Origin of the sequence: Candidatus Competibacter phosphatis (assembly GCF_012939995.1) — a bacterium.
In the GTDB taxonomy this organism is placed as follows: Bacteria; Pseudomonadota; Gammaproteobacteria; order Competibacterales; family Competibacteraceae; genus Competibacter; species Competibacter phosphatis.
In genome coordinates this window covers 85,442-110,978 of record NZ_SPMZ01000019.1, presented here as the reverse complement: position 1 = coordinate 110,978, position 25,537 = coordinate 85,442, and the positions used below count along the sequence as shown (strand labels likewise).

The window sequence follows — 25,537 nt, the reverse complement described above, 5'->3', positions numbered from 1 at the left end:
TCTCCGTAAGGAATCAAGTCAGGGTCGCCTGATCCAAATAAGGCGTGGGATCGAGTAAATCGCTACGCCGCTGATAGGGCGGATTGCCGCGCACGGTCAGGGAACCGCTGGCGGTACCTGCGTACATCTCGAAATGCAGCATCGAACTGCCGCTTTCCAATTTGCCGACGAAGGCGATCACTTGCCCACGAGCGACCGAGTTGCCCGCGCTGACGCCCTGGGCGGCCGTGGAGATTTCTCCGTAACGGACGACGAAACCGCCGGTATGGCGTACTTCCAGCGCATAGGTACCCGAGTAGAAATAGTACGGGTTCCGAATCACTTCGCCATCCGCCACCGCCACGATCGGGGTCCCCTTGGGAACGATCAAGTCACAACCGGCATGGGAACGATGGCCACCGGTACTGGTCGTGCGCGGTGCGCCAAAATAACGGCCACCGGTCTTGTAGCTTAATCGGGGCCGGGCATTCAACGGAAACCGCAAAACGACGCTGATGCCAGGCGCGGCGGGGGGCGCGGGCAACGGTGCCGGAATCGTGGGCGCGTTGACTCCTTGGTTGAGCGCCCGCAGGGTCCCACCGTTCGGGTCTACCCGACCATCCGGATTGGACAGCCCCACCACATGGCGTTGGAAATTGATAATGGCATTGATGGTTTCGGGGCCGACCAGACCATCGACCGTGATCTCCCGCGCGTCGGGAACCCGGGCACGGTTCTGATTCAACAGATTCTGTACCTTGATGACATCCTGGGGCCGGTTCGCCCCACCCGCTCCGACCGAAGCTGAAATCGTCTCCATAAGCCCTCCTCATGCTTGACGCATTGCCGTCAAGTCATCGATTTTGGAATGTCCAATTCAAAGATTAGATCGCGCGGGCGGAAAACTCAGCGGCTCGGGAAACCCACGGCGTCGTCGAATCAACGCATCGGGACAACGAGCGGGTCAATATAATGGATGGATGTTATCCACCAACCCGAACCGGGATGAAACCCACCACCGTCCAGCCGCTCATGCCCGCCATCCTGCTCTCGACCCTGAATGCTCGTTACTTTCACGCCTCGCTCGGGTTGCGCTACCTGCTGGCCAACCTAGGCGAGTTGCAAGCTGACGCCGCCATCCGCGAATTCATCATCACCCAGCGACCGCTGGACATCGCCGAGGCACTGCTGGCCGAACAGCCGCGCATCGTCGGTTTTGGCGTCTATATCTGGAACGTGGTGGAAACCGCTCAGGTCGTCGCCCTGCTCAAGCAAGTACGGCCGGATCTGGTCGTGGTGCTCGGCGGTCCCGAGGTGAGTCATGAATGGGACCGGCAAGCAATCGTCGAGCTGGCCGACTATCTGATTGCCGGCCCAGGCGACTGGGCGTTCGCGCAACTGTGCCAACGCATCCACGCGGGAAATCCACCGACCGAAAAGGTCATCGCCGCCGACCCCCCACCGTTGGATCGCTTGCTCTCGCCATATCGGTTCTATACCGATGAGGACATCGCCCACCGCCTGATTTACGTCGAAGCTTCGCGCGGCTGCCCGTTCAAATGCGAGTTCTGTCTGTCGGCGCTGGACAAGACCGCCTGGCCGTTCCCACTGGAGCCGTTCCTGGCCGAACTGCAAATGCTGCATCAACGCGGCGTGCGCCATTTCAAATTCGTGGACCGCACTTTCAACCTGAACGTCAAGACCTGTGCGCGGATTTTGGACTTCTTCCTGGAGCGGCTGGATGAGCGCTTGTTCCTGCACTTCGAATTGATTCCCGATCATCTACCGGAACCCCTCAAAACCCGGCTTCTGCGTTTCCCGCCCGGATCGCTGCAATTCGAAATTGGGGTTCAAACCTTCAACCCCACCGTGCAGACATTGATCAGCCGCAAGCAGGACAACCGCAAGACCGTGGACAATCTCGTCTGGCTGCGCCGGAACACCCACGCCTACCTGCACGCCGATCTGATCGCTGGATTACCGGGCGAGGATCTGGCCAGCTTCGCTGACAGCTTCGACCGGTTGGCGGCACTTGATCCGCACGAAATCCAGGTTGGCGTGCTCAAACGGCTGCGCGGCGCACCGCTCGACCGCCATACCGCGCCCTTCGATTGCCGTTATAACCCGCATCCCCCTTACAACCTGTTGTGCTCGGCCACCCTGGATTTTGCGACGATGCGACGGCTGGAGCGCTTTGCCCGTTACTGGGATTTGATTGGCAATTCCGGACGGTTCCCGAAAACCCGCCCACTACTGCTGGGCGAACAGCCGTTTGACCGCTTCATGCGCTTAAGTGACTGGCTGTTCGCCACCACCGGCCAAACCCATCGATTCGCGCTGGAACGGCTGTTCGATCTACTGTATCGGGGACTGGTCGAGATACTGAGTGTCGCCGAGCCGGCCGCGCGTGCGGCACTGGCGACGGATTATCAAGCGAGCGGCGCCAAAGGTTGCCCGGCGTTCCTGCGACCGGCGCAACTGTCAGCCAGTAACGAGGGTAGCGTGATGTTCGGAACCACCTCATCCACTCGACAGGCACGACACCAGCGCTCCGAGCGATAAATCGCGGCAGTGTGCTTGGCTGTGGAACACCTGACTGTTGCGACGCAACAATTTTTTGTTGCATTGCGGAATAAAATCGTCAAGACTGTTGTCGAAGGGACAAGAACACATCTTCACGAAGGAAACACAGATGCAAGTTTCACAACCAATCTATATGGTCTGCCCGCACTGCAAGCGGCCCGTCGCGGTCACCCGCGAGCAACCTTACGCCCATTGCGCGGAGCACGGCAACATCGTGCCGATGCGCAGCGCCGTCGCCAATTCACCGCTCCCACGCGTCCTTCTTGAAGAAGCGAACGCCTGAGCGCACGGTGTCTGGACGGCATCATTCCGGCCGCAGGTGCGGGAACAGGAGCACATCGCGGATCGAAGGCACATCCGCAAACAGCATGACGAGCCGGTCGATGCCGATGCCCTCTCCCGCCGTCGGCGGTAAGCCATACTCCAGCGCCCGAATGTAATCGGCGTCGTAGTGCATGGCTTCCTGATCGCCGGCCGCCTTGGCTTCGACCTGTCGGCGAAACCGGTCCGCCTGATCCTCGGGATCGTTCAACTCGGAAAAACCGTTGGCGATTTCCCGCCCGCCCACGAATAGCTCGAAACGATCGGTGATGCTGGGATCGGCGTCGTTGCGCCGGGCCAGCGGCGATACTTCGGTCGGATAGGCCGTGATGAAAGTCGGATCGCGCAACTGATGCTCGACGGTCTGCTCGAAGATATCCAACTGCACCCGGCCTAATCCGTGCTCGGGTTGCACCTTCAGCCCCAAACCTGCGGCAATGTGCCGGGCCGCGTCCAGATCGTCCAACTCGGCGGCGGTAATCGCCGGATTGAAACGCAGCACAGCCTCTCGAACCGTCAGCCGCTGGAACGGCTGATCAAAATCGTAACTCTCGCCCTGGTACTGAACGGTGGCGTGACCCAATAACGCGTGCGCCATGCCGCGCAAGAGTTCCTCGGTCAAATCCATCAGGTCATGGTAGTCGGTATACGCCTGATAGAACTCCAGCATGGTGAACTCGGGATTGTGGCGGGTAGACAAGCCTTCGTTGCGGAAATTGCGGTTGATTTCATAGACCCGCTCGAAACCGCCCACCACCAAGCGCTTCAGATACAGTTCCGGCGCGATGCGCAGGTACAGCTCCATATCCAAGGCATTGTGATGGGTAATGAACGGTCGCGCCGTCGCGCCACCGGGAATCGGCTGCATCATCGGCGTCTCGACTTCCAAGAAGTCGCGCCGGTTAAAAAAAGTCGCGGATATAGGCGACCATGGCCGAGCGCAAGCGGAAAGTGGCGCGAGTGGACTCGTTCATGATCAAGTCCACATAGCGCTGCCGGTAGCGGGTTTCCTGATCGGCCAGTCCGTGGAATTTCTCCGGCAATGGTCGCAGCGACTTGGTCAACAGGCGCAGCACATCCACCTTGACCGACAATTCGCCGGTTTTGGTCTTGAATACCGTGCCTTCGGCACCCAGGATGTCGCCCAAATCCCAATTCTTGAAGTCCTCATACAACCCATCCGGTAGCGCGCTTTTCTGGATAAACAGTTGAATGTCGCCGGATTGGTCGCGCAGGCGCGCGAAACTGGCCTTGCCCATGATCCGTTTGGCCAGCATCCGCCCGGCGATACGACATCGCCGCGCTTCGGCATCCAATTCGGAGGTTTCCTTATCGCCATAGGCGGCGTGTAGTTCCGCCGCCAAGGTATCGCGACGGAAATCGGTGGGATAAGCGCTGGTGGCCTGGCGCAACTCGTGTAATTTCTGGCGGCGCAGGGCGATCAGTTTATTCTCATCAAGGCGCTCTTCGGAAATGGCGGTGGGATTTTGTGGTTCCAGGGACATGGGACAAAACCGGTTTGGGTGAACGAGGGAATGGCTTACAGCCCACTCTTCAGGCTGGCCTCAATGAATGCATCCAGATCGCCATCCAGCACCGCTTGGGTATTACCGGTTTCGAAGCCGGTACGCAGATCCTTGATGCGCGATTGATCCAGTACATAGGAACGGATCTGGCTACCCCAGCCGATATCGGATTTGCTGTCCTCCACCACCTGGGCCTGGGCATTGCGCTTTTGCAGTTCCAGTTCGTAGAGCTTAGCCTTGAGTTGCTTCATCGCGGTGGAGCGGTTCTTGTGCTGGGAACGGTCGTTCTGGCATTGCACGACGGTATTGGTCGGCAGGTGGGTGATGCGCACCGCCGACTCGGTACGGTTGACATGCTGGCCGCCCGCCCCGGAGGCGCGGTAGACATCGACGCGCAAGTCAGCCGGATTGATCTCTACCTCGATGCTGTCGTCGATTTCCGGCGATACGAACACCGCCGCGAACGAGGTATGGCGACGGTTACCGGAATCGAATGGCGACTTGCGCACCAGCCGATGCACACCAATCTCGGTCCGCAGCCAGCCAAAAGCGTAGCTGCCCTCGAAACTGACGCTGGCGCTCTTGATCCCCGCCACTTCCCCCGGCGACACCTCCAGCAGTTCGGTCTTGAAACCGCGTCGCTCACCCCAACGCAAGTACATCCGCAGCAGCATCTCCGCCCAGTCCTGGGCCTCGGTACCACCGGAGCCGGCTTGAATATCGAGAAAAGCGTTGCTGGCATCCAACTCGCCGGAGAACATTCGCTGGAATTCCAGATCGGCGACGACTCGGCCGTAGCCGTCCAGATCGCGCACCATTTCGACAATCGCCGCTTCGTCGCCTTCCTCGCCGGCCAGCGTCAGTAATTCAGCGACTTCGTTCAAACCTCGGTCGAGGCTCTCCAGCCGGTTTACCACGGCTTCGAGTTGGGCGCGTTCCTTACCCAGCGTCTGCGCGCGCTCCGGGTCATTCCAGACATTGGATTCCTGCAGTTCGCGGTTGACCTCGTCCAGCCGCTCGCGCCGAGTCTCGAAGTCAAAGATACCCCCCTCAGAGACGCGCAGCGCCCCCTGGAGGTCTTGAATCTGATGAAAGTAAGGATTGAGTTCCTGCACGATGCGGCTCCAGGCCCGATGAAAAGGGATATCTTCGGAAAAAAAAAGCCCGCCGAAAACTCGGCAGGCTTTTTCCGTACTTAATTACCAGCTATCAGCAAGCAACGGTTCTCAGGCCGCCAGCGACTTGTCCTTGGAACCAAGATCGGCGAACGCCTCGTTCAAGCGCGCCACCATGTTCTGCTCCGCCAGGCGCAGATACTTGCGCGGGTCGTAGAACTTCTTATAGGGCTTGTCGGTTTCCGGGTCGATCTGATACATGAACGCCTTGGGGTTCTCGCTGACGAACTTGCCGATGGCTTCGGAATAGGCAAACTGCAGGTCGGTGTCGATGTTCATCTTGAACACCCCGTAACCGACCGCCTCGGTGATCTTCGCCTTCTCCGAGCCGGAACCACCGTGGAACACCAGATTCAGCGGCTTCGAACCAGTGCTGCGTTCCTTCTCAATCAGCGCCTGTGAGTTCTTGAGGATTTCCGGGCGCAGTTGGACATTGCCGGGCTTGTACACCCCATGCACGTTACCGAAGGACGCGGCGACCGAGAAATGTCCGATGGGCGACAGCCGCTCGTAAGCCTGCAACACATCTTCCGGCTGCGTGTAAAGATGGGAGTTGTCGGCACTCTCGTCGAGCTCGCCGCCAATGCCGTCTTCCTCGCCACCGGTAACGCCCAGTTCGATTTCCAGACTCATGTTCAGCGGGGCCATCCGCGTCAGGATGCGCGCACACTCACTGAGGTTGAACTCCATCGGATCTTCGGAAAGATCCAACATGTGCGAACTGAACAGCGGCTTGCCGTGCTGCTTGAAATACGCCTCGCCGTGATCCAACAACGCTTCAACCCAGGGAATCAGGCCCTTGTTGGCATGATCGGTGTGCAACACTACGCAAACCCCATAGTGCTCGGCCAGCAAATGCACATGGTAGGCCGCCGCCACCGCGCCCAGCACCTTGGCCTTGAAGCCGTCTTTCATGCCTTGGCCGGCGTAGAACTGCGCGCCGCCGTTGGAAAGCTGGACGATGATGTCAGCATTGTTCTTGGCCGCGGCTTCCAGTACCGCGTTGATCGTGCTGCTACTGGAGACATTGACCGCCGGCAAAGCGTAACCGCCTGCCTTCGCGGCAGCCACGAGCGTAAGGTAGTCTTTGCCAGAAACGACACCGGGTTTGAGCTGTGCCATAAAAAATCCTCTTATATAACAATAAGTTGTCTTAGAAACTACGCTTGATGCAGGGACAATCCGAGCCTTAGTATAGACCGGGTTTACCAGGGTCACGAACAAAAAAACGCAAGACTCGGCGAACATCTCGCCCGCAGCCTCACACGCAAGTTCTTGGACAGCGGGGCTGCAGGTCGTTGCGAGTCGCCACCGCCATCACTCCGCGCACAACGAGCGATGTGGAGACAAAGAAAGACAGTTGGGTTTGCACTTCACTCAAGTCCGCCAACCACGATCGCACTTGGGGTAATGATGAAATTCACCGGCCGCTTTGTCCAGAACCCTATACCCTCCAAACCAACCTTCATGAGATGTGGAAAAAACCCAGGTTGGGCATTCGCGTATCCAGAGCGGGCCGCGTGCCTTGAGGCATCGTTACCAAGGTAGGCTGCGTTTATACCACGCATGAAGCTTATCCGACCATGTTCGCGGCCTTGGCGTCCAGGGTAATGGTGTCATGTGGAATATTGACAAGGGCTGAGCATGCGGTCAATGCGAGCAGAGGTTTTCCTGTGGAGCCAGCTCACGCTACCACCGTGATCCGACCGCCGTCTCTCTTTTGCCAACCTGCCCGATCCTCGTCACTTCGACTTTGGAAAAGCCCAAAAAAAAACGGCTTGATGTTTTAACATCAAGCCGTTTTATTCATTGGTCGGGGCGAGAGGATTTGAACCTCCGACCACCTGCACCCCATGCAGGTGCGCTACCAGGCTGCGCTACGCCCCGGTTTGCAGCGATCGCCCGCCGCAAGGGTTGGCAATGTTAATGCAATCCATGCCGCTTGCCAAGCGCTTCGTCACCGAACGATCTACTGTGCTTCCCCCTTAAAAGCGTCCACCCGCGCCTTGAGCTTCTGCCCAGGCCGAAAGGTCACTACCCGTCGCGCGGTAATGGGGATTTCCTCTCCTGTTTTAGGGTTGCGACCCGGGCGCTGGTTCTTATCGCGCAGGTCGAAATTGCCAAACCCGGACAGCTTCACTTGTTGCCCCTGTTCCAGAGCGCTACGGATCTCCTCGAAAAAGATCTCCACCAAATCCTTGGCCTCGCGCTTGTTAATGCCCAGTTCTTCGAACAAACGTTCCGCCATATCGGCTTTTGTCAGTGCCATGCTCTAAACCCTAAGCGTTGCGCCAAACTGTTCCGCCAGTCCAGCGATGATGCCGGATACGGTCTCCTCGACCACATTGTCAGTAAGATTGCGCGAGAAATCCTGTAAAATCAATCCCAAAGCCAAACTTTTCCGGCCATCGGAAATTCCAGGACCCCAATAAACATCGAAAAGCCACACATCGCGCAATAATTCGCCGCCGTGCTGGCGTATGCAATCCCGAACCGCCTGGACCGAAGTCGCCTCATCCACCACAATCGCGATATCGCGGCGACTGGCTGGAAAGCGGGACAGCTCGTGAAATGTCGGCACGCGCGCTGTTTGCAGCCCAGCAAGCGCCAACTCGAATACGAAGGCGTCGCCCTCCACATCCAGCTCTCGCGCCACCCGCGGGTGCAAGGTGCCCAGCCAACCGACCCGTGCGCCGGCCCTCTCAATCCGCGCGCACTGGCCGGGATGCAACGCCGGGTGAACGGCCGCCACGAAGGTGAACGCCTCCGGCTCGCCGGTCAATGCCAACAGCACCTCGACATCGCTCTTGAGGTCGAAAAAATCCGCCGCCCGTTTCGGCAATCCCCACTGTTCCGGCAGCGCGGTACCCGCCAGCACCCCACCGAGATACGGTTCCTGTCGCAGACCGTCGTTGGCTGGAACAAACGTCAGGCCATGCTCGAACAACCTGACTCGCGGTTGCTGGCGCTTCTGGTTGTGAATCAACACCTTGAGCAAGCCCGGCCATAGGCTGGTGCGCATCGCCGCCAAGTCGGCGGAAATCGGATTGGTCAGCGCCAGCGGTTGCCGCGCCGGGTCAAGCACGGCCTGGAACGCCGGATCGACAAAGCTATAGGTGATCGCCTCCTGAAAGCCGCGCTGCACCAGCGCCTCCTTAAAGCGTGCCAGCGCAACCTGCCGTTCCGATTGCGGCGGCATCTCCAGGCGGGTCAGGGAGCGGTTGCCCGGCAGCCGGTCATAACCATGCACGCGGGCGATTTCTTCGATCAGATCCACCTCCAGGCGAATATCGAAGCGGCTACTGGGAGGCACGACCAACCAGTGATGCACCTCGACTGCCACCGCCATGCCCAACCGTCGAAGGATGTCCTCTATTTCGGCGGCGGGAATGTCCAGACCCAGCAGCAGGCGGACTCGCTCCGGTCGCAACCGGATCGCCGACTCCGCCGGCAGGAATTCGGGCGCCACCGCCTCGATGATCGGTCCTGGCTGGCCGCCGGCGATGTCCAACAACAATCGGGTGGCCCGCTCGGCGGCGCGGTGCTGCAGTTGTGGATCGACACCGCGCTCGAAGCGGTACGACGCATCGGTCTGCAAGCCATAACGGCGGGCACGACCAGCGATACTGGTCGGAGTGAAGAAGGCGCTTTCCAGAAACACGTCGCGGGTCACATCGGTGCAGGAACTGATTTCGCCGCCCATGATGCCGGCCAGCGCCAGCGGCCCGGCCTGGTCGGCAATCAGCAAGGTTTCCGCGTCCAGCTCCACCACGACCCCGTTCAGCAACTCCAGGCGATCGCCGGGCCGGGCGCGACGCACCTCGATACCGCCGGTCAACCGGTTCAGGTCGAAGGCATGCATCGGCTGGCCGAGTTCCAACATCACGTAGTTGGTCACGTCCACCAACGGTCCTAGACTACGCAGACCAGCGCGGCGCAAGCGTTCCTTCATCCACAGCGGCGTCTCGGCGGTCGGATCGACGTCGCGGATGACTCGACCCACATAACGCGGACAATCGGCCGGATCGAGCAAGGTCACCGGAAACGTCGCGTCCAGCACCGGCTCCACTGCGGCAGCCGGTAACGCCCGAAACTCGCAACGGTTGAGCACCGCCACCTCGCGGGCGATGCCTTCCATGCCCAGACAGTCGCCGCGATTCGGTGTCAACTCGATCTCGATAACGACATCATCCAACGCCAGCAACTCGCGCAGGTTCTGGCCAGGCCGGCTATCCGGCGGTAACGGCAACAACCCTTCCGAGGTTTCCGCCAAGCCCAATTCCTTGGCCGAACACAACATGCCGCGCGACTCGATCCCTCGCAACCTGGACTTTTTGATGGCCAGCCCGCCCGGCAACACCGCGCCGATCAATGCGGTCGGCGCACACAGGCCGATGGCCACATTCGGAGCGCCGCAAACGATTTGCAGCGGTTCCGTATCGCCCACGTCCACGGTCGCCACTCGCAAGCGATCGGCTTGGGGATGCGGGACCAAGTCCATCACTCGACCGACCACAATCCGATCGAAAGCCGGGGCAGCCGGCTCGATACGATCCACTTCCAGACCGGCCATGGTCAGTTGCGCCGCCAGTTCGGCGCCGGACGCCGCGGGATCGACCCATTCTCGCAGCCACTGCTCGCTGACTTTCATGCCGGGGACCTCACTGAAACTGCCGCAGAAAGCGCAGATCGTTGTCGAAGAACAGCCGCAGGTCGTTGACGCCGTAGCGCAGCATGGCCAACCGCTCGACGCCCATGCCGAAGGCATAGCCGGTGTAGCGTTCGGCGTCGATGCCGATCTGCTCGAACACCGCCGGATGCACCATGCCGCAACCCAGGATTTCCAGCCAGCCGCTGTGCTTGCAGACCCGGCAACCGTCACCGCCGCAGATCACGCACTGAATATCCACCTCGGCGGATGGCTCGGTGAACGGAAAATAAGAAGGTCGGAAACGCACCGCCAAATCGCGTTCGAAGAACTGGCGCAGGAAATCGTCCAACACACCCTTCAGATCCGCGAAGCTGACCGCTTCATCCACCAGTAATCCCTCGACCTGATGGAACATCGGGCTGTGCGTCACATCCGAATCGCAGCGGTAAACCCGGCCGGGCGCGATGATCCGCACTGGTGGTTCCCGTTGCTCCATCACCCGGATCTGCACTGGCGAGGTATGAGTACGTAGCAGGGTATGCGCGTCGAAATAGAAGGTGTCGTGCATGGCCCGCGCCGGATGATGGGCGGGGATGTTGAGCGCCTCGAAGTTGTGGAAATCGTCCTCGACCTCCGGCCCTTCGACGACCGTAAAACCGATCTGAGCAAACAACGCCTCGATGCGGGCCAGCGTGCGGCTGACCGGATGGTGACCGCCGGACCGCTGACCACGCCCCGGCAACGTCACATCAATGGCCTCGCTCGCCAACCGAGCATCCAGCGCCGCCGCTTCCAACTCGGTCTTGCGGGCGGCGAGCGCGGTTTCCAGCACCTGCTTGGCCTCGTTGATCACCTGGCCGGCTTGACGCCGCTCTTCGGGCGGCAGCCGCCCCAGCTCCTTCAGGCGCTCGGTAAGCGCGCCTTTCTTACCCAGATAAAGCACACGCGCCTGGTCCAGGGTGGCAAGATCGCCGGCCCCGGCAATCGCGGCTTGGGCAGTTTGCAGCAGTTCGGACAATGCATCCACGCCAGTGCTCTCTCCAACTCTCAAACAGCCACTCACTCCCCTTGCCCGCTGGCGGGAAAGGGGTTGGGGTGAGGATGGATCACAAACGAAAAAGGGAAAGGACCACGCCCTTCCCTCGTTGCGGAATCCCGCCAGCCGCCAGACCGGATCTCCGGCCCGGCGAACGACTCAGGCGATGCCGAGCGCGGCTTTGGCGCGGCCAGCCAGTGCGGCAAAGGCCGGCTTGTCCGACACCGCCAGATCGGCCAACACCTTGCGGTCGACCTCGATGGCGGCCAGCTTCAGACCGTTGATCAGCCGACTGTAGGACAGGCCGTTTTCATGGGCGCCGGCGTTGATGCGAACGATCCACAGCGCGCGGAATTCGCGCTTCTTCTGACGACGGTCGCGATACGCGTATTGACCAGCCTTGATTACGGCCTGTTTGGCGACGCGGTACACCTTGCTGCGGGCACCGTAATAGCCTTTGGCCTGCTTCAGGACTTTTTTATGGCGGGCGTGGGCGGTAACGCCACGTTTCACTCGGGGCATGGTTTAGTTCTCCGGTCCGGTGGCATCAAGTGTAAGGCAGCATCCGACGCACCGCCGGGGTATCCACCGCGGCAATGATCGTGGTACCGCGCAACTGGCGTTTCCGCTTGGCGCTCTTCTTGGTCAGAATGTGCCGGAGATGCGAGTGAGAGCATTTGTATTGGCCGGACCCGGTGCGGCTGAAACGCTTGGCCGCGCCGCGGTTGGTTTTCATCTTGGGCATTGCATGGCTCCGCAATTTGCAAAAAGTCGGTTCGGGGATCACCCCCGATCTGCGTCAAAGGACGGGAAGCTCAGTGCCTGGTGGGAAGGATTATTTCTTTTTCACCGGCGCAATGGTCATGACCATCTGCCGCCCTTCCATCCGAGGCCGCTGTTCCACCGTGCCATATTGAATCAAGTCGTCCTCGACGCGCTTGAGAAGGTTGACGCCAAGATCCTGATGCGCCATTTCGCGGCCCCGAAACCGCAGCGTCACCTTGGCCTTGTCGCCATCGCTCAGGAAACGGATCAGGTTGCGTAGTTTGACCTGATAGTCCCCTTCGTCCGTACCTGGACGGAATTTGATTTCCTTGACCTGGATTTGTTTTTGCTTTTTCCGGGCTTCATTCTGCTTCTTGGCCTGTTCGAACCGGAATTTTCCATAATCCATGATGCGACAAACCGGCGGCTTGGCGCTCGGGGAAATCTCCACCAAATCCAGTTCGGCTTCCTCGGCCATTCGCCTGGCCTGTATCAGGAGCACGACCCCTGCTTGCTCGCCATCCTGATCGATCAGACGCACTTCGCGCCCGGTAATCTCTTCATTGAGCCGGAGTTCGTTGTTCGCGGCGATGTTGCTGTCCTCCCAAGGATTATTCGATTCGTCCGCGCCGGGCGATGTCGGCTTGCAGGCGCTCGGCGAAAGCAGTCAGTGTCATGACGCCCAGGTCCTTGCCAGCGCGGGTGCGCACGGCGACGGTCTCCGTTTCCAGTTCCCGGTCGCCAGTAACCAGTAAGTATGGAACGCGTTGCAAGGTATGTTCGCGAATTTTAAAGCCGATCTTTTCGTTTCTCAAGTCGGCGGCGACACGGAAACCTTGTTGCATAAGGAGTTTTTCGATCCGAGAAACATAATCGGCCTGATGGTCGGTGATATTGAGCACCACCACCTGCACCGGCGCCAGCCAAGCCGGCAGCGCGCCGGCGTATTGCTCGATCAGAATGCCGATAAACCGCTCCAGCGAGCCGAGAATCGCCCGGTGCAACATGACCGGTACCCGCTTGCCGCCGTCCTCGGCGATATAGTGGGCATCCAGCCGGCCAGGCATGGAAAAATCCACCTGGATGGTGCCGCACTGCCAGAGTCGATCCAGGCAATCGCGCAACACGAATTCGATCTTGGGGCCGTAGAAGGCACCTTCGCCGGGCTTGAGTTGCCAGGGCAGTTCGGTGCGATTCAGCGCCATTTCCAGCGCCTTTTCCGCCTTATCCCACACCTCGTCGCTACCGACTCGTTTGTCGGGACGGGTGGCCAAGGCCAGTTGCACCTCGTTGAAACCAAAATCGGCGTAGACCCGGAACAGCAGATCCATGAACGCCGAAACCTCGACCTGAATCTGCTCTTCGGTGCAGAAGATGTGGGCGTCGTCCTGCACGAAATTGCGCACCCGCATCAACCCGTGCAGAGTACCGGATGGCTCGTTGCGATGGCAGGAACCAAATTCGGCCATGCGCAGCGGCAGGTCGCGATAACTTTTCAGCCCTTGATTGAAAATCTGAATATGACCGGGACAGTTCATTGGCTTGACCGCATAGTCGCGGTTTTCCGAAGCCGTGGTGAACATGTCGTCGCGGAATTTTTCCCAGTGCCCGGAACGCTCCCACAGGCTGCGGTCGATGATCTGCGGGGTGTGCACTTCCTGGTAGTCGTGTTCGCGCAACATCTGGCGGATGTAATTCTGCACTTCGACGTAGACCCGCCAGCCGTGATCGTGCCAGAACACCATGCCCGGCGCTTCTTCCTGGACATGGAACAGGTCGAGCGCCTTGCCGACCCGGCGATGATCGCGTTTTTCCGCCTCTTCCAAGCGGTGCAGGTAGGCTTTCAACGCCTTCTGATCGATCCAGGCCGTGCCGTAGATGCGCTGCAACATCTCGTTGCGGGAATCGCCGCGCCAGTAGGCGCCGGCCAACTTCATCAGCTTGAAGGCCTTGAGCTTGCCGGTGGAAGGCACATGCGGACCACGGCAGAGGTCGATGAAGTCGTCCTGCCGGTACAGCGAAATTTCCTGGTCGGCCGGAATGTCGGCGATGATCTGGGCCTTGTACTCCTCGCCCATGTCGCGGAAGAAGGCGACTGCTTCGTCACGCGGCATGACCGAGCGGGTTACGGGAATGTCGCGGGTGGCCAATTCCTCCATCCGCGTCTGGATGCGCTCCAGATCCTCGGGAGTAAAGGCACGTTCGAAGGCAAAGTCGTAGTAGAAGCCGTTTTCGATGACCGGGCCGATGGTGACCTGAGCACTTGGATACAACTGCTTGACGGCGTGCGCCAGCAGATGCGCGCTGGAATGACGCACGATCTCCAGCCCTTCCGGGTCGCGTTCGGTGACGATGGCCAGATTCGCATCCCCGGCGATGAGGTGCGAAGTATCCACCAAGCGGCCGTCCACCTTGCCCGCCAAAGCAGCCTTGGCCAAGCCCGCGCCGATCGCGGCGGCAACTTGGTGAACGCTGACCGGCTCGTCGAAAACGCGCTGGCTGCCATCTGGAAGCGTGATTACCGGCATCGTTGAAATTCTCTCGATCCGCTTGTTCGGCCTAGGCCTGTAAATAGTAAAGGGCACGCCATGAAACCCTTCTTTTGGAAGGAAGGCGCGCCCTTTTGCAAAACGGTCTGTTGCGCAACTCAACAAAAATCTGGTAGGCGCGATTGGACTCGAACCAACGACCCCCACCATGTCAAGGTGGTGCTCTAACCAACTGAGCTACGCGCCTAATGCGATAGGAGCGGAAGGATAATCAATGACGGCGGGCTTGGCAAGAGGACATCCATATTTTTTCCATCAAAACGTACGATACCAGCCGTGGCTCTCCTTCATGCGTGATGACTGGCTCGCGAACAGCCCCAACCCCTTTTTCATAAGTGACCATATTCTCGCTTGTGATACGCTTGCATCTAGTGCTCGAATCGTCACGATTGACTCAAGGATCGTCTTGTCATGATCGATAACACCTCCTTCAAACTGCGTCTCTTGCATCTCTCGGACTTGCACGAGCGCGGTTCGCGCGAAGGCGAGTCCTGGCGTCGGCGGCGGGTACTGGGCGATGCCTGGCTACGCAATCTGGATGAGCTGAAGGTGACGGGGCCGTTCGATCTGGTCTGCTTCACCGGGGATACCGCCGATTGGGGCTTGGTGGATGAGTACACGGCGGTTACCGGGTTTTTCCGGGAGACCTTGCAACGGCTGGGCGTGCCGCCGGAACGGTTCTTCCTTGTGCCCGGCAATCACGACGTTTGCCGCAAGGTCGCCACGGATGATTGGCAGGCACTGCGCGCGAACCTCCATCGCGTGAACGATCAAGACCTGTCGCGTTGGCTGGCGGGCGGCGCGACACCTTGGGGCTTTCAGGACGCGCAACGCGACACACTCTTAACCCGCCAAACCGCTTATCGCGATTGGTTGAGGAACGACCTGAACCGGCCCGAGCTACTGCCCGATCCATCCATCCATCCCCATCTCGGTTATCGCTGCACCTTGCGCTTACCGAAATTCCCTTTCGCGATCCATGTCATCGGCCTGGATTCCGCTTGGCTAGCGGGGGATGACCACGACGCCGGCAAGCTACGATTGACCGAAAATCAGGTGATGCAACTGGCCGGCGAAGGGCTCGACGGCTTTCGGCTGGCGTTGATCCATCATCCGTTGAGCGATTTAGCCGATGGGGCTCATTGCCGGCAGTTGCTGGCAGAACAAGATCGGGTAGACCTGCTGCTGCGCGGGCATCTGCACGAGCCGGAACCCACGGAATGGGCCGACCCGGACCGGCGCTTGCGCCAAGTCGCGGCGGGTTGTTTGTACGAGGGCCACGGAGCGGATCGGTATCCCAATGCCTGCGAGGTGGTGGAGATCACCCTGGATGCCCGAGGCTGTCCGCTGCGTTACGAGTTGTGGTTTCGAGGCTGGTCGGGTCGGGGATTCTGGTTCGACGACAACAGCCTGTATCGCGGGACCCAAAACGGCCGGCTGACTTGGTGGATGCAGTCGCCACCCGCGCCGAGCACCGTACATCCGCGTGTGGAAGATGTGTTCGCCGGCCGGCAAGCGGAATTGGCGCGATTGGAACAGGTCTTGTTGCGGGCGAACGGCGGCACGCGGACCGTGGCAGTCTGCTCGGTGCAGGGCATGGCCGGGGTCGGTAAATCCTATCTGGTGGATCGCTTCTACGCGCTGCACGAGGCCGATTTTCCCGGTGGCTATCTGCGGTTGGCGCTCGACCCTCGGCAACCGCTGGAGGCCGAGACGCTGTTGGGACGGTTGCGAGATCTGCTTCAGTTGCCGGCCGGCGCCGATCTATCCGCCCGACTGCAACAACCGCTGACGCTGGTGCACATCGAAAACGTCGATTCGCGGGAAACGGCGCGGGCCGTGGCGCAAGCGGTACAACGTCTGGCGGATTGTCCGATGGCGGTCAGCGGACGCTTTCAACACCTGGGTGAAAGCACGAACTGGGCACGGGTTCCACTGCGCCCTTTCGAAGAGGACGCGGCACTCGATCAGTTGAGCCAAGAATTGGAAAAAACCGCGACCACGCGAGATTACGGCGAACTGGTGCGCGCCTTGGGCTATCTGCCACTGGCGATTCACTTGGCCGCTGGGCATTTGCGCGCCGGGCGGAGCGTGGCGGGTTTTCTGGGTTTATTGCGAAAGGCAGGTTTGTGCTTGGACCACCCCGACCCGGCTGACCCCAACCGGCTGTTGTCCGCCACATTCGAGCTATCGCTGGATCTGTTGCGGGAGCAACTGGGTACTGACGCCGAACGCCTGCTGCCGGCTTTTTTATGCCTTGAGCCACGGACCGACCGGTGGCTTTGGGGCCTGCCTGGGCGCGGCACTGGCTGGGCTGAATGTGACAGATTTCGAGGAATTGGCCGTGCAGACCCACACCCTGTCGTTGCTGGATCGGACGCCGGATGGGAAAAGCTGGCGTTTGCATCCCCTGCTGACGGAGTTGTTGCGGCCACGCACCGAGGAAACCACCGTTCTGGCGCGAATGACCGCATGGTTCGTGGAACGCTTACCTGAAAGCGAGGCTGGCCAGGAAGACGATCAAGGGCGACGCTGGGACGAAATCCACCAGGAGAACGCGGCGTTAGTGGAATGGCTGGCGCGAGTGCTGGAAACGGATTGGGTTCAAATAGAACGTGCTGGTTCCAGGTTCGCCATACGCAACGGCCCTTTCGGTGCCTGGCTGGCGTTCTGCGAACGAGCCTTGCGAAACAATCTAGCCGATGACGAAAAATCCAATATTTTGTGGACGGCGGGGAATGTTGCGCAAAGTGCCGGACTGATGGATCGGGCGCTGGCGCTGGCCAGCCAGAAAACAAAATTGGACCAATCCAGAGGTGCGGCACGGGAAGCAGCTTTGGCATGGGGTTTGATGGCCGACGTGTATCAGGCGCGCGGGCAATGGGACGAGGCGCTGCGGATTCGCCAGGAGGAACAACTGCCGGTCTACGAGCGGCTGGGCGACGTGCGCTCGCGGGCGGTGACGCTGGGTCAGATCGCCGACGTGTTGCAGGCGCGCGGGCAATTGGACGAGGCGCTGCGGATTCGCCAGGAGGAACAACTGCCGGTCTACGAGCGGCTCCAGTCGGTGCGGGATTTACTGATCTGCCGTGCCAACATCGGGATTTATTATCTGATGCGCGGCGAGGCGGGAGACCGCGAAAAGGCGTTGGAGCTTCTACGCTTGGCGCTGCAAGACGCTCAGCGGTTGCAACTGCCCGAAGCCCAGCAAATCGCCGGGATCATCCGGCAAGTGGAGCATCCGCCGGAATCTGGCTAACCCGCCTTCGCCTCCGACAATCCCAACCCAAGCTGCCGAATCCGTTGAATCTCGTCACGCAGCTTGGCCGCCTTCTCGAACTCCAGATCGCGGGCGTGGCGGTACATCGCCTGTTCCAGTTGCTTGATCTTCTTCATCAGCAGCGCCGGCGTTTCGTGGGCGTAGGCCGCTTCCTCTTCGGCAACCTTGGCGTATTGCGTCGCCGGCAGCGGCGCGCCGGGATGGGAATAGGCGCCTTCCATGATGTCGGCCACCGCCTTCTCGATGCCGCGCGGAGTAATGCCGTGGGTCTGGTTGTACATCTGCTGCTTGGTCCGACGCCGTTCGGTTTCGTCCAGCGCCCGCCGCATCGAACCGGTGATCTGGTCGGCGTACAGAATCGCCTTGCCGCGCAGATTGCGGGCGGCGCGACCGATGGTCTGAATCAAGGAACGGTCGGATCGCAGAAAACCCTCCTTGTCGGCGTCGAGAATCGCCACCAGCGACACTTCCGGCAGATCCAGCCCTTCTCGCAACAAATTGATGCCCACTAGCACGTCGAACTGGCCCAAGCGCAGATCGCGGATGATCTCGACCCGCTCCACCGTATCGATATCGGCGTGCAGATAACGCACCCGCACCCCGTTCTCGGCCAGATACTCGGTCAAATCCTCGGCCATGCGTTTGGTCAAGGTCGTAACCAGCACCCGCTCCTTGAGCTGGACCCGTTCGCGGATTTCGCCCAGCAAATCATCCACCTGATGCCGGGCGGGACGCACTTCGACCTCGGGGTCCACCAAGCCGGTGGGGCGCACCACCTGCTCCGCCACCGCCCCGCCGGAATGCTCTAGCTCGAAGGGGCCGGGCGTGGCGGAGATGAATACGGTCTGGCCGCTCAGCCGCTCGAACTCGTCGAAGCGCAAGGGCCGATTGTCCAGCGCCGACGGTAGTCGGAATCCATAATCGACCAGGGTTTCCTTGCGCGAACGGTCGCCTTTGTACATCGCGCCCAATTGCGGCACGGTGACATGGCTTTCGTCGATGAAAATCAGCGCCTCGGGCGGCAAATAATCGAGCAGAGTCGGCGGCGGTTCGCCCATCTCGCGCCCGGACAGATGACGGGAGTAGTTCTCGATGCCGCTGCAATAACCCAGCTCCAGCATCATCTCGATATCGAAGCGGGTACGCTGCTCCAAGCGCTGCGCTTCCAGTAATTTGTTGGCAGCGTGCATCTCGGCCAAGCGTTCGCGCAGTTCGTCCTTGACCTGATCCACCGCCTTGAGCAATTGCTCGCGCGGGGTGACGTAGTGGGTCTTGGGATAAACGGTATAGCGCGGCGTCTTGCGCAGCACATGACCGGTCAGCGGATCGAACAGACTGAGCGATTCGATCTCGTCGTCGAACAATTCCACCCGCACCGCCTCGGTATCGGATTCGGCCGGATGGATGTCGATCACCTCGCCGCGCACCCGAAACGTGCCGCGCGCCAGTTCCAGATCGTTGCGGGTGTACTGCAAATCCGCCAGCCGCCGCAAAATGGCGCGCTGATCGACCCGCTCGCCGCGCACCAGATGCAGCAGCATCTTCATGTACGACTCGGGATCGCCCAAGCCGTAAATCGCCGACACCGTGGCCACGATGACGGTATCGGGCCGCTCCAGAATCGCCTTGGTCGCCGACAACCGCATCTGCTCGATGTGCTCGTTGATCGAGGCATCCTTCTCGATGTAGGTGTCCGACGACGGCACGTAGGCTTCCGGCTGGTAGTAATCGTAATAGGAAACGAAATACTCCACCGCGTTGTCGGGAAAAAAACGCCTTCATCTCGCCGTATAGCTGCGCCGCCAGGGTCTTGTTGGGCGCCAACACCAACGCCGGACGCTGCACGGTGGCGATGACATTGGCGACGGTAAAGGTCTTGCCGCTGCCGGTGACGCCGAGCAAGGTCTGATGCGCCAAGCCATCGTTCAGGCCCGCGACCAGCGCGCGGATGGCGTCCGGCTGATCGCCGGTGGGCTGGAATCGGGCGCGAAGGGTAAAGGGCTTTTTCGTTTGCATGGGAAATTGGTTGGCGTGGGAATTTTCAGTATGATCCGACAATCTGAGTTATTCCCGTGTTCAACTTTTCCGTCCGTATCCAGGAGTCCTCGTGAGTACCCCTCTTTCCGAACGTGTGCAGCGCATCAAGCCTTCTCCTACTCTGGCGGTGACCGCCAAGGCCAACGAACTCAAGGCCGCCGGCAAGGATGTCGTCGGTCTGGGCGCCGGCGAGCCGGATTTCGATACGCCCGCGTTCATCAAGGACGCCGCCATCAAGGCCATCAACGCCGGCTTCACCAAATACACGCCGGTGGACGGCACGGCCAGCCTAAAGAAAGCCATCATTGCCAAGTTTCAGCGCGACAACGGCCTGAGCTACGAGCCCAAGCAGATTCTGGTGTCCTGCGGCGGCAAACAGAGCTTTTACAATCTGGCCCAAGCGCTGCTGAACAGCGGCGACGAAGTGATCATCCCCGCGCCGTATTGGGTGTCCTACCCCGACATGGTGCTGCTGGCCGACGGCGTGCCGGTGATTGTCGAAGCCGGCATCGATCAGCATTTCAAGATCACCGCCGCGCAACTGGAAGCCGCCATCACCCCGCGCACCAAGCTGCTGGTGATCAACAGCCCCTCCAATCCGACCGGCGTCGCCTACAACGCCGCCGAGTTGAGTGCGCTGGGCGAAGTGCTGCGCCGCCATCCGCAGATTTACATTGCCACCGACGATATGTACGAGCATATCCAGTGGACGGGGGAGAAGTTCTGCAACGTCCTCAATGTCTGCCCGGACCTGTACGACCGCACCATCGTCCTGAATGGCGTCTCCAAAGTGTATTCGATGACCGGCTGGCGAATTGGTTATTGTGGCGGTCCCAAGGATTTGATCAACGCCATGACCAACATCCAGTCGCAGAGCACCTCCAACCCGACCTCAATTTCCCAAGTGGCGGCGGAAGCGGGACTGAACGGCGATCAATCCTGCGTCGCAATGATGACCCAGGCGTTCAAGGAGCGTCATGACTACGTCTATAAGACGTTGAAGGCAATGGACGGCGTCGAGGTCGCGCCGGCCGACGGCACCTTCTATATCTTCCCCAGCTTCCAGAAGGTCATCGAGCGGCTGGGACTGGCCAACGACATCGCCTTTGCGGAACTATTGCTGAACGAAGGCGGCGTGGCGCTGGTGCCGGGCTCGGCCTTCGGCGCCGAAGGTTGCGCCCGCATCTCGTTCGCGACCAGCATGGACAATCTGGTCAAGGCGCTGGAACGCATCCAGCGCGTCATCGCGCGCTGAAAACCGCGCCATACCGTCGGTCGCCCGGATTTTCGGGGACCGGCGGTCGCCAAACCTGGCGCGATTCGGCTAAAGTGATCATTCCCGATGGACTGCCTCCGGCGCTGGCCGGGGATTTCGCCCGAGACGTCTTGCCCATCATGCGCGACTACCTGATCGCACCCTCGATTCTGTCCGCCGATTTCGCCCGACTCGGCGCGGAAGTGGACGCCGTGCTGGCGGCGGGCGCGGACTGGGTGCACTTCGACGTCATGGACAATCACTACGTCCCCAACCTGACCGTCGGCCCTCTGGTTTGCGAGGCGTTGCGCAAGCACGGAGTCACCGCGCCCATCGACGCCCACCTGATGATCCGGCCGGTGGACCGCATCATCCCAGATTTCGCTCAAGCTGGCGCCTCCTACATCACCTTTCACCCGGAAACCAGCGACCACGTCGACCGCAGCCTGCAATTGATCCGCGACTGCGGCTGCCGCTCCGGCTGGTGTTCAATCCCGCCACCCCGCTGGAATATCTGAAATACGTGATGGATAAGGTGGACATGGTGCTGCTGATGTCGGTCAACCCCGGCTTCGGCGGCCAAAGTTTCATCAACGGCACCCTGAAAAAAATTGCGCGAGGCCCGGCGGCTGATCGACGACAGCGGCTATCCGATCCGGCTGGAAGTGGACGGCGGCGTCAAGATCGACAACATCCGGCTCATCGCCGAAGCGGGCGCCGACACCTTCGTCGCCGGTTCGGCCATCTTCAACACTCCCGACTATCGGGCCACCATCGCCGCCCTGCGCGCCGAACTGGCTCAGGCGGACCCCTAATCATGTTTGAGAATATCTCGGCCCTTTTCTTCGATCTCGACGGCACCCTGGTGGACAGCGTCCCCGACCTGACCGCAGCGATCAACGTCATGCTGCGGCAACTGGAGCTGCCGGCGCGCGAGGAAGTACAGGTGCGCGCCTGGGTCGGCAACGGCATGGACAACCTGATCCGCCGCGCCTTGGTCGGCGAGATGGACGGCAGCCGGGCCGATCCCAAGCTGTTCGCCCGCGCCAAACCACTGTACCGGGCCGCCTACGCCGATCATATCAGCGTCTACAGCGCGCTCTATCCCGGTGTTCGCAAAGGGCTGGCGGACCTGCATGCCGTGAGTTTTCCGATGGCCTGTGTCACCAACAAGCCCGCCGAGTTCGCGCGACCGCTGCTGGAACGGCTCGGCATCGGCGAGTTCTTTGCCACTGTGGTCGGCGGCGAATGCATCCCCCAGCCCAAACCGGCCCCGGACGCGCTGCTGCTGTGCGCGGAACGCCTGGGCATACCGGTCGCGCAAGGGCTCATGGTCGGCGACTCGATCAACGACGTGGGCGCCGCCCGCAACGCCGGTTGTCCCATCGTGTGCGTGCCCTACGGCTACAACCACGGCCGCGATATCCGCGACGCCGCGCCGGACGCCGTGATCGACTCCATTGCCGAATTGCCCCCCCTGCTGCGAAAGGCGGCCTGATGCACCCTCATCCCCTCCCCTACCTCCCGCGCTCGAAACCAGCTCCGGATTTTCGATGGCGTCGCCCGGACTGACGCCCGCGAATCGATACCGTTTCCCGTTTCCGTTGCCCGAGGCTGTTTCACCCATGACCCCGAACGAATTTCAACGCCTGGTTGGCGAAGGTTTCAACCGCATTCCGGTCGCCCGCGAAGTGCTGGCCGACTTCGATACGCCGCTCAGCACTTATCTCAAACTGGCCGATGCGCCGTACAGCTATCTGCTGGAATCGGTGCAGGGCGGCGAAAAATGGGGCCGCTATTCGATCATCGGCCTACCCTGCCGCAAGATCATCCGGGTGCGCGGTCAGCGGATCACTGTCGAACACGCCGGCGAAATCGTCGAAGCGCTGGAGTGTCCCGACCCGCTGGACTGGATTCAGGATTTCCAGAGCCGCTACCGGGTACCGGCCACCGGCGAGGGTCTGCCGCGCTTCATCGGCGGATTGGTCGGCTATTTCGGCTACGACACCGTCCGCTACATCGAACCCCGGCTGGCCACCTGCCCGAATCCCGATCCGCTAGATAACCCGGATATTCTGCTGCTGGTATCCGAGGATTTGGTGGTGTTCGACAACCTGGCCGGGCGGCTGTATCTGATCACCCTGGTGGATCCGGCGGTGGAACGTGCCTTGGTCCGTGCCCAGCAGCGCTTGGACGAGTGGGTGGAAAAGCTGCGCGCGCCCCGCTCGCTCTACGCCCCGCGCCGTACTGGTCCCGAGATGGACGAGATCGAATTCGTCTCCGGCTTCACCCAGCAGGGTTATGAAAACGCGGTCGAGCGGATCAAAAAAATACATCCTGGCCGGCGACTGCATGCAGGTGGTGCCGTCGCAGCGCCTGTCGGCGCCGTTCCGGGCCGCGCCGCTGGATCTGTACCGGGCACTGCGCGGGCTGAATCCCTCGCCGTATATGTATTTCCTCAACCTGGGCGAGCTGCATATCGTCGGCTCCTCGCCGGAAATCCTGACCCGATTGGAAGACGGGCTGGTGACGGTGCGGCCGATCGCCGGCACCCGCCGCCGAGGCGCCACCGAGGAACAGGATCGGGCGCTGGAAGCCGAGATGCTGGCCGATCCCAAGGAGCTGGCGGAACATCTGATGTTGATCGATCTGGGCCGCAACGATGTCGGCCGGGTCAGCGAGATCGGCAGCGTATGCTTGACCGAGAAGATGGTGGTCGAGCGCTACTCGCACGTCATGCACATCGTCTCCAACGTGACCGGGCGGCTGCGTCCCGAACTGAGCACCATCGACGCGTTGCGCGCCACTTTTCCGGCCGGTACGGTCAGCGGTGCGCCCAAGATCCGGGCGATGGAGATCATCGACGAGCTGGAGCCGGTCAAGCGTGGGGTCTATGCCGGCGCGGTCGGCTATCTGTCCTGGTCCGGCAATATGGATACCGCCATCGCCATTCGCACCGCCGTGATCAAGGATGGGTTTTTGCACGTTCAGGCCGGCGCTGGCATCGTCGCCGATTCCGTGCCGGAAAATGAGTGGGAAGAAACCATGAACAAGGGCCGCGCCCTGTTCCGGGCGGCGGCGTTGGCGGAACGGGGGCTGGACGAACCGAGGGCGGTTGGAGCAAAAATCTGACGCCCAGCGGGAAAGGATACCCGCCTTCCATCCTGGTCGCCTTCCTTGTAGCAGCGGGACCAAACGAACCCGCTGGTACCCATCGGGATTTCCGTTTCGGCATGATAAAATACTGACCGCAAACCTGATCGTATACTGATTTTTGGCCTGCGTCTTGCGCAAGTCTTTGGAAAAGCAACATAAAAATTTCCTGCGAGGAACCGCCCCGATGCAGGTACCACGCCTCGTCATGTTCCACATTCAATCCACCAGCGCCCGCACTCGGTTCCTGATGCTGAACCACGGCAGTATCTGCGCCTTTGGCGGCCTACCCAGTCTCTCCAAATTGGTCGAAGTGAGCGAGAAGACCCACGAGACCGTCGCTCATCATCCCGCATCGGTGATCGGCCGCGCCGAGCGCGAGCTCGGCCTGGTAGCGGGTAGTCTTGTAAACGAGAGAGACTTTCGTGCCAAGGTGAATACCCCCGACGGACTGATCGAGGTCTTCCTGGCCCGTTTCAACAGTATCGATCCCCCGTTCGAGTGGGCGGCTGAACACGGCGCCAAATTCATCGATATCACCCAGGCACGCGGCCTACCCACCGTGGAGCTTCAGATCTTGCGCCGAGCCTACGAGCAGATCCTCGGATGAAGTGAATGGGATTTCCAGGACCTCACGGGTTCTCAGTCTGATGCTGGTTCTACTTCACCAAATTTCTTCAATTGATGGATTATCTAGACTTGCCGCATTGCTCTTGATGCTTGATGGGTTGGCCCACATATCCTTTCTAATAAACCAATTGGGCATCCCAGTTGACCATGGTGTTAGGGTGTTGATTATTCGCCAGGTCCATCTTTTAGCATCTGTAGGAGTTGTTTGTTTCTTTCTCGCGTGAGTTCTGCTTTGCGAGAGAGAAACAACATCGGGTACATGCTCCCCCCAACAAATTCTTACATCGCTTTCCGCACAAGCAAACCGTGCATCAAGTTCAGCATCGCGGAACGCTAGCCATGCTTTTTGAGCTAGTCGGAGCTTACTGATAAATAACTTGTCATCAGCTTCTTTTTTTGATCAGAGCTTGGTATGTCTTGTTTAGCTCGCTATCGGCCTTGGCAAAATCATCGCGAGCACAAGCATTAATCTCTAGTTGGTTTCCACCAGGATCGCATTTGATTTCATCACTGGCCGACGCCGCGGTTACTGCGAGTGCAATAAGAATTATCAGAATTTGCTGTGGCATAGCGTTTCACTCTAACGAGGCAGCGGAT

The 25,537-nt window shown here is 60.3% G+C and carries 18 protein-coding genes, 2 tRNA genes and 4 pseudogenes; 9 read left to right on the top strand and 15 right to left on the bottom strand.

The window, feature by feature from the left end; all coding sequences use genetic code 11:
• Positions 1-13 precede the first annotated feature (13 nt).
• On the bottom strand, positions 14-799 hold the full coding sequence (locus E4P82_RS07635; protein WP_169248325.1) for a M23 family metallopeptidase: 786 nt from the start codon (positions 797-799) through the stop codon (positions 14-16).
• A 212-nt stretch (positions 800-1,011) separates the two neighbouring features.
• Between E4P82_RS07635 and E4P82_RS07630 the strand changes: the two genes are divergently transcribed.
• Together E4P82_RS07630 and E4P82_RS07625 are read left to right on the top strand one after the other, a co-directional pair.
• Positions 1,012-2,541 (top strand): B12-binding domain-containing radical SAM protein, encoded by a 1,530-nt coding sequence (locus E4P82_RS07630; RefSeq protein WP_169248358.1) that lies wholly within the window; start codon positions 1,012-1,014, stop codon positions 2,539-2,541.
• A 130-nt stretch (positions 2,542-2,671) separates the two neighbouring features.
• Positions 2,672-2,845: a hypothetical protein gene (locus E4P82_RS07625; RefSeq protein WP_169248324.1), complete on the top strand. Its 174-nt coding sequence runs from the start codon at positions 2,672-2,674 to the stop codon at positions 2,843-2,845.
• A gap of 21 nt (positions 2,846-2,866) precedes the next feature.
• On the opposite strand, the pseudogene lysS reads toward E4P82_RS07625, so the two are convergent.
• The 12 genes and pseudogenes from lysS to E4P82_RS07565 all read right to left on the bottom strand — a co-directional run bounded on the left by lysS (position 2,867) and on the right by E4P82_RS07565 (position 14,772).
• Positions 2,867-4,388 (bottom strand): annotated as a pseudogene (gene lysS / locus E4P82_RS07620) (lysine--tRNA ligase).
• Between the two features lie 35 nt (positions 4,389-4,423).
• Positions 4,424-5,524 (bottom strand): peptide chain release factor 2, encoded by a 1,101-nt coding sequence (prfB, locus tag E4P82_RS07615; protein WP_169248323.1) that lies wholly within the window; start codon positions 5,522-5,524, stop codon positions 4,424-4,426.
• Between the two features lie 111 nt (positions 5,525-5,635).
• Positions 5,636-6,706, bottom strand: a complete 1,071-nt coding sequence (gene fbaA, locus E4P82_RS07610) for a class II fructose-bisphosphate aldolase (protein WP_169248322.1) — start codon at positions 6,704-6,706, stop codon at positions 5,636-5,638.
• A gap of 688 nt (positions 6,707-7,394) precedes the next feature.
• Positions 7,395-7,471: transfer RNA gene (locus E4P82_RS07605), tRNA-Pro, on the bottom strand.
• An 82-nt stretch (positions 7,472-7,553) separates the two neighbouring features.
• Complete coding sequence (gene ihfA, locus E4P82_RS07600; RefSeq protein ID WP_169248321.1) at positions 7,554-7,853, bottom strand: integration host factor subunit alpha; 300 nt, start codon at positions 7,851-7,853, stop codon at positions 7,554-7,556.
• 3 nt (positions 7,854-7,856) lie between these two features.
• On the bottom strand, positions 7,857-10,235 hold the full coding sequence (pheT, locus tag E4P82_RS07595; protein ID WP_169248320.1) for a phenylalanine--tRNA ligase subunit beta: 2,379 nt from the start codon (positions 10,233-10,235) through the stop codon (positions 7,857-7,859).
• Between the two features lie 10 nt (positions 10,236-10,245).
• Positions 10,246-11,262, bottom strand: coding sequence for a phenylalanine--tRNA ligase subunit alpha (pheS, locus tag E4P82_RS07590; RefSeq protein ID WP_169248319.1), 1,017 nt, complete (start codon positions 11,260-11,262; stop codon positions 10,246-10,248).
• 168 nt (positions 11,263-11,430) lie between these two features.
• Positions 11,431-11,793, bottom strand: coding sequence for a 50S ribosomal protein L20 (gene rplT, locus E4P82_RS07585; protein ID WP_169248318.1), 363 nt, complete (start codon positions 11,791-11,793; stop codon positions 11,431-11,433).
• Positions 11,794-11,818: 25 nt separating this feature from the next.
• Entirely contained in the window at positions 11,819-12,016 is a 198-nt protein-coding gene (rpmI, locus tag E4P82_RS07580; protein WP_169248317.1) for a 50S ribosomal protein L35, read from the bottom strand.
• 90 nt (positions 12,017-12,106) lie between these two features.
• A complete protein-coding gene (gene infC / locus E4P82_RS07575; protein WP_169248357.1) occupies positions 12,107-12,628 on the bottom strand; it encodes a translation initiation factor IF-3 in 522 nt (173 codons plus the stop codon).
• A 19-nt stretch (positions 12,629-12,647) separates the two neighbouring features.
• Positions 12,648-14,564, bottom strand: a complete 1,917-nt coding sequence (thrS, locus tag E4P82_RS07570; RefSeq protein WP_169248316.1) for a threonine--tRNA ligase — start codon at positions 14,562-14,564, stop codon at positions 12,648-12,650.
• Between the two features lie 131 nt (positions 14,565-14,695).
• Positions 14,696-14,772, bottom strand: a tRNA-Val gene (locus tag E4P82_RS07565).
• Positions 14,773-14,996: 224 nt separating this feature from the next.
• Between E4P82_RS07565 and E4P82_RS07560 the strand changes: the two genes are divergently transcribed.
• Together E4P82_RS07560 and E4P82_RS23140 are read left to right on the top strand one after the other, a co-directional pair.
• Positions 14,997-17,081: a metallophosphoesterase gene (locus tag E4P82_RS07560; protein ID WP_169248315.1), complete on the top strand. Its 2,085-nt coding sequence runs from the start codon at positions 14,997-14,999 to the stop codon at positions 17,079-17,081.
• On the top strand, positions 17,050-17,844 hold the full coding sequence (locus E4P82_RS23140; RefSeq protein ID WP_169248356.1) for a tetratricopeptide repeat protein: 795 nt from the start codon (positions 17,050-17,052) through the stop codon (positions 17,842-17,844). Before E4P82_RS07560 ends, E4P82_RS23140 begins: the two co-directional genes overlap by 32 nt.
• Here E4P82_RS23140 and uvrB read toward each other — a convergent pair.
• Positions 17,841-19,881 (bottom strand): annotated as a pseudogene (uvrB, locus tag E4P82_RS07550) (excinuclease ABC subunit UvrB). The gene E4P82_RS23140 and the pseudogene uvrB overlap by 4 nt on opposite strands.
• A 91-nt stretch (positions 19,882-19,972) precedes the next feature.
• Between uvrB and E4P82_RS07545 the strand changes: the two are divergent.
• From E4P82_RS07545 to E4P82_RS07525, 5 genes and pseudogenes are all read left to right on the top strand, one after another.
• Positions 19,973-21,157, top strand: coding sequence for a pyridoxal phosphate-dependent aminotransferase (locus tag E4P82_RS07545; protein ID WP_169248314.1), 1,185 nt, complete (start codon positions 19,973-19,975; stop codon positions 21,155-21,157).
• A 140-nt stretch (positions 21,158-21,297) separates the two neighbouring features.
• Positions 21,298-21,972 (top strand): annotated as a pseudogene (rpe, locus tag E4P82_RS07540) (ribulose-phosphate 3-epimerase).
• Positions 21,973-21,974: 2 nt separating this feature from the next.
• Entirely contained in the window at positions 21,975-22,655 is a 681-nt protein-coding gene (locus E4P82_RS07535; RefSeq protein WP_169248313.1) for a phosphoglycolate phosphatase, read from the top strand.
• Positions 22,656-22,782: 127 nt separating this feature from the next.
• Positions 22,783-24,289: pseudogene (trpE, locus tag E4P82_RS07530) on the top strand (anthranilate synthase component I).
• Between the two features lie 208 nt (positions 24,290-24,497).
• Positions 24,498-24,920 carry a hypothetical protein gene (locus tag E4P82_RS07525; RefSeq protein ID WP_169248312.1) on the top strand — a complete coding sequence of 141 codons (423 nt, stop codon included), beginning with the start codon at positions 24,498-24,500 and terminating at the stop codon, positions 24,918-24,920.
• Positions 24,921-25,323: 403 nt separating this feature from the next.
• On the opposite strand, the gene E4P82_RS23565 is transcribed toward E4P82_RS07525, so the two are convergent.
• Positions 25,324-25,509, bottom strand: coding sequence for a lysozyme inhibitor LprI family protein (locus E4P82_RS23565; protein ID WP_169248311.1), 186 nt, complete (start codon positions 25,507-25,509; stop codon positions 25,324-25,326).
• Positions 25,510-25,537: the final 28 nt, after the last annotated feature.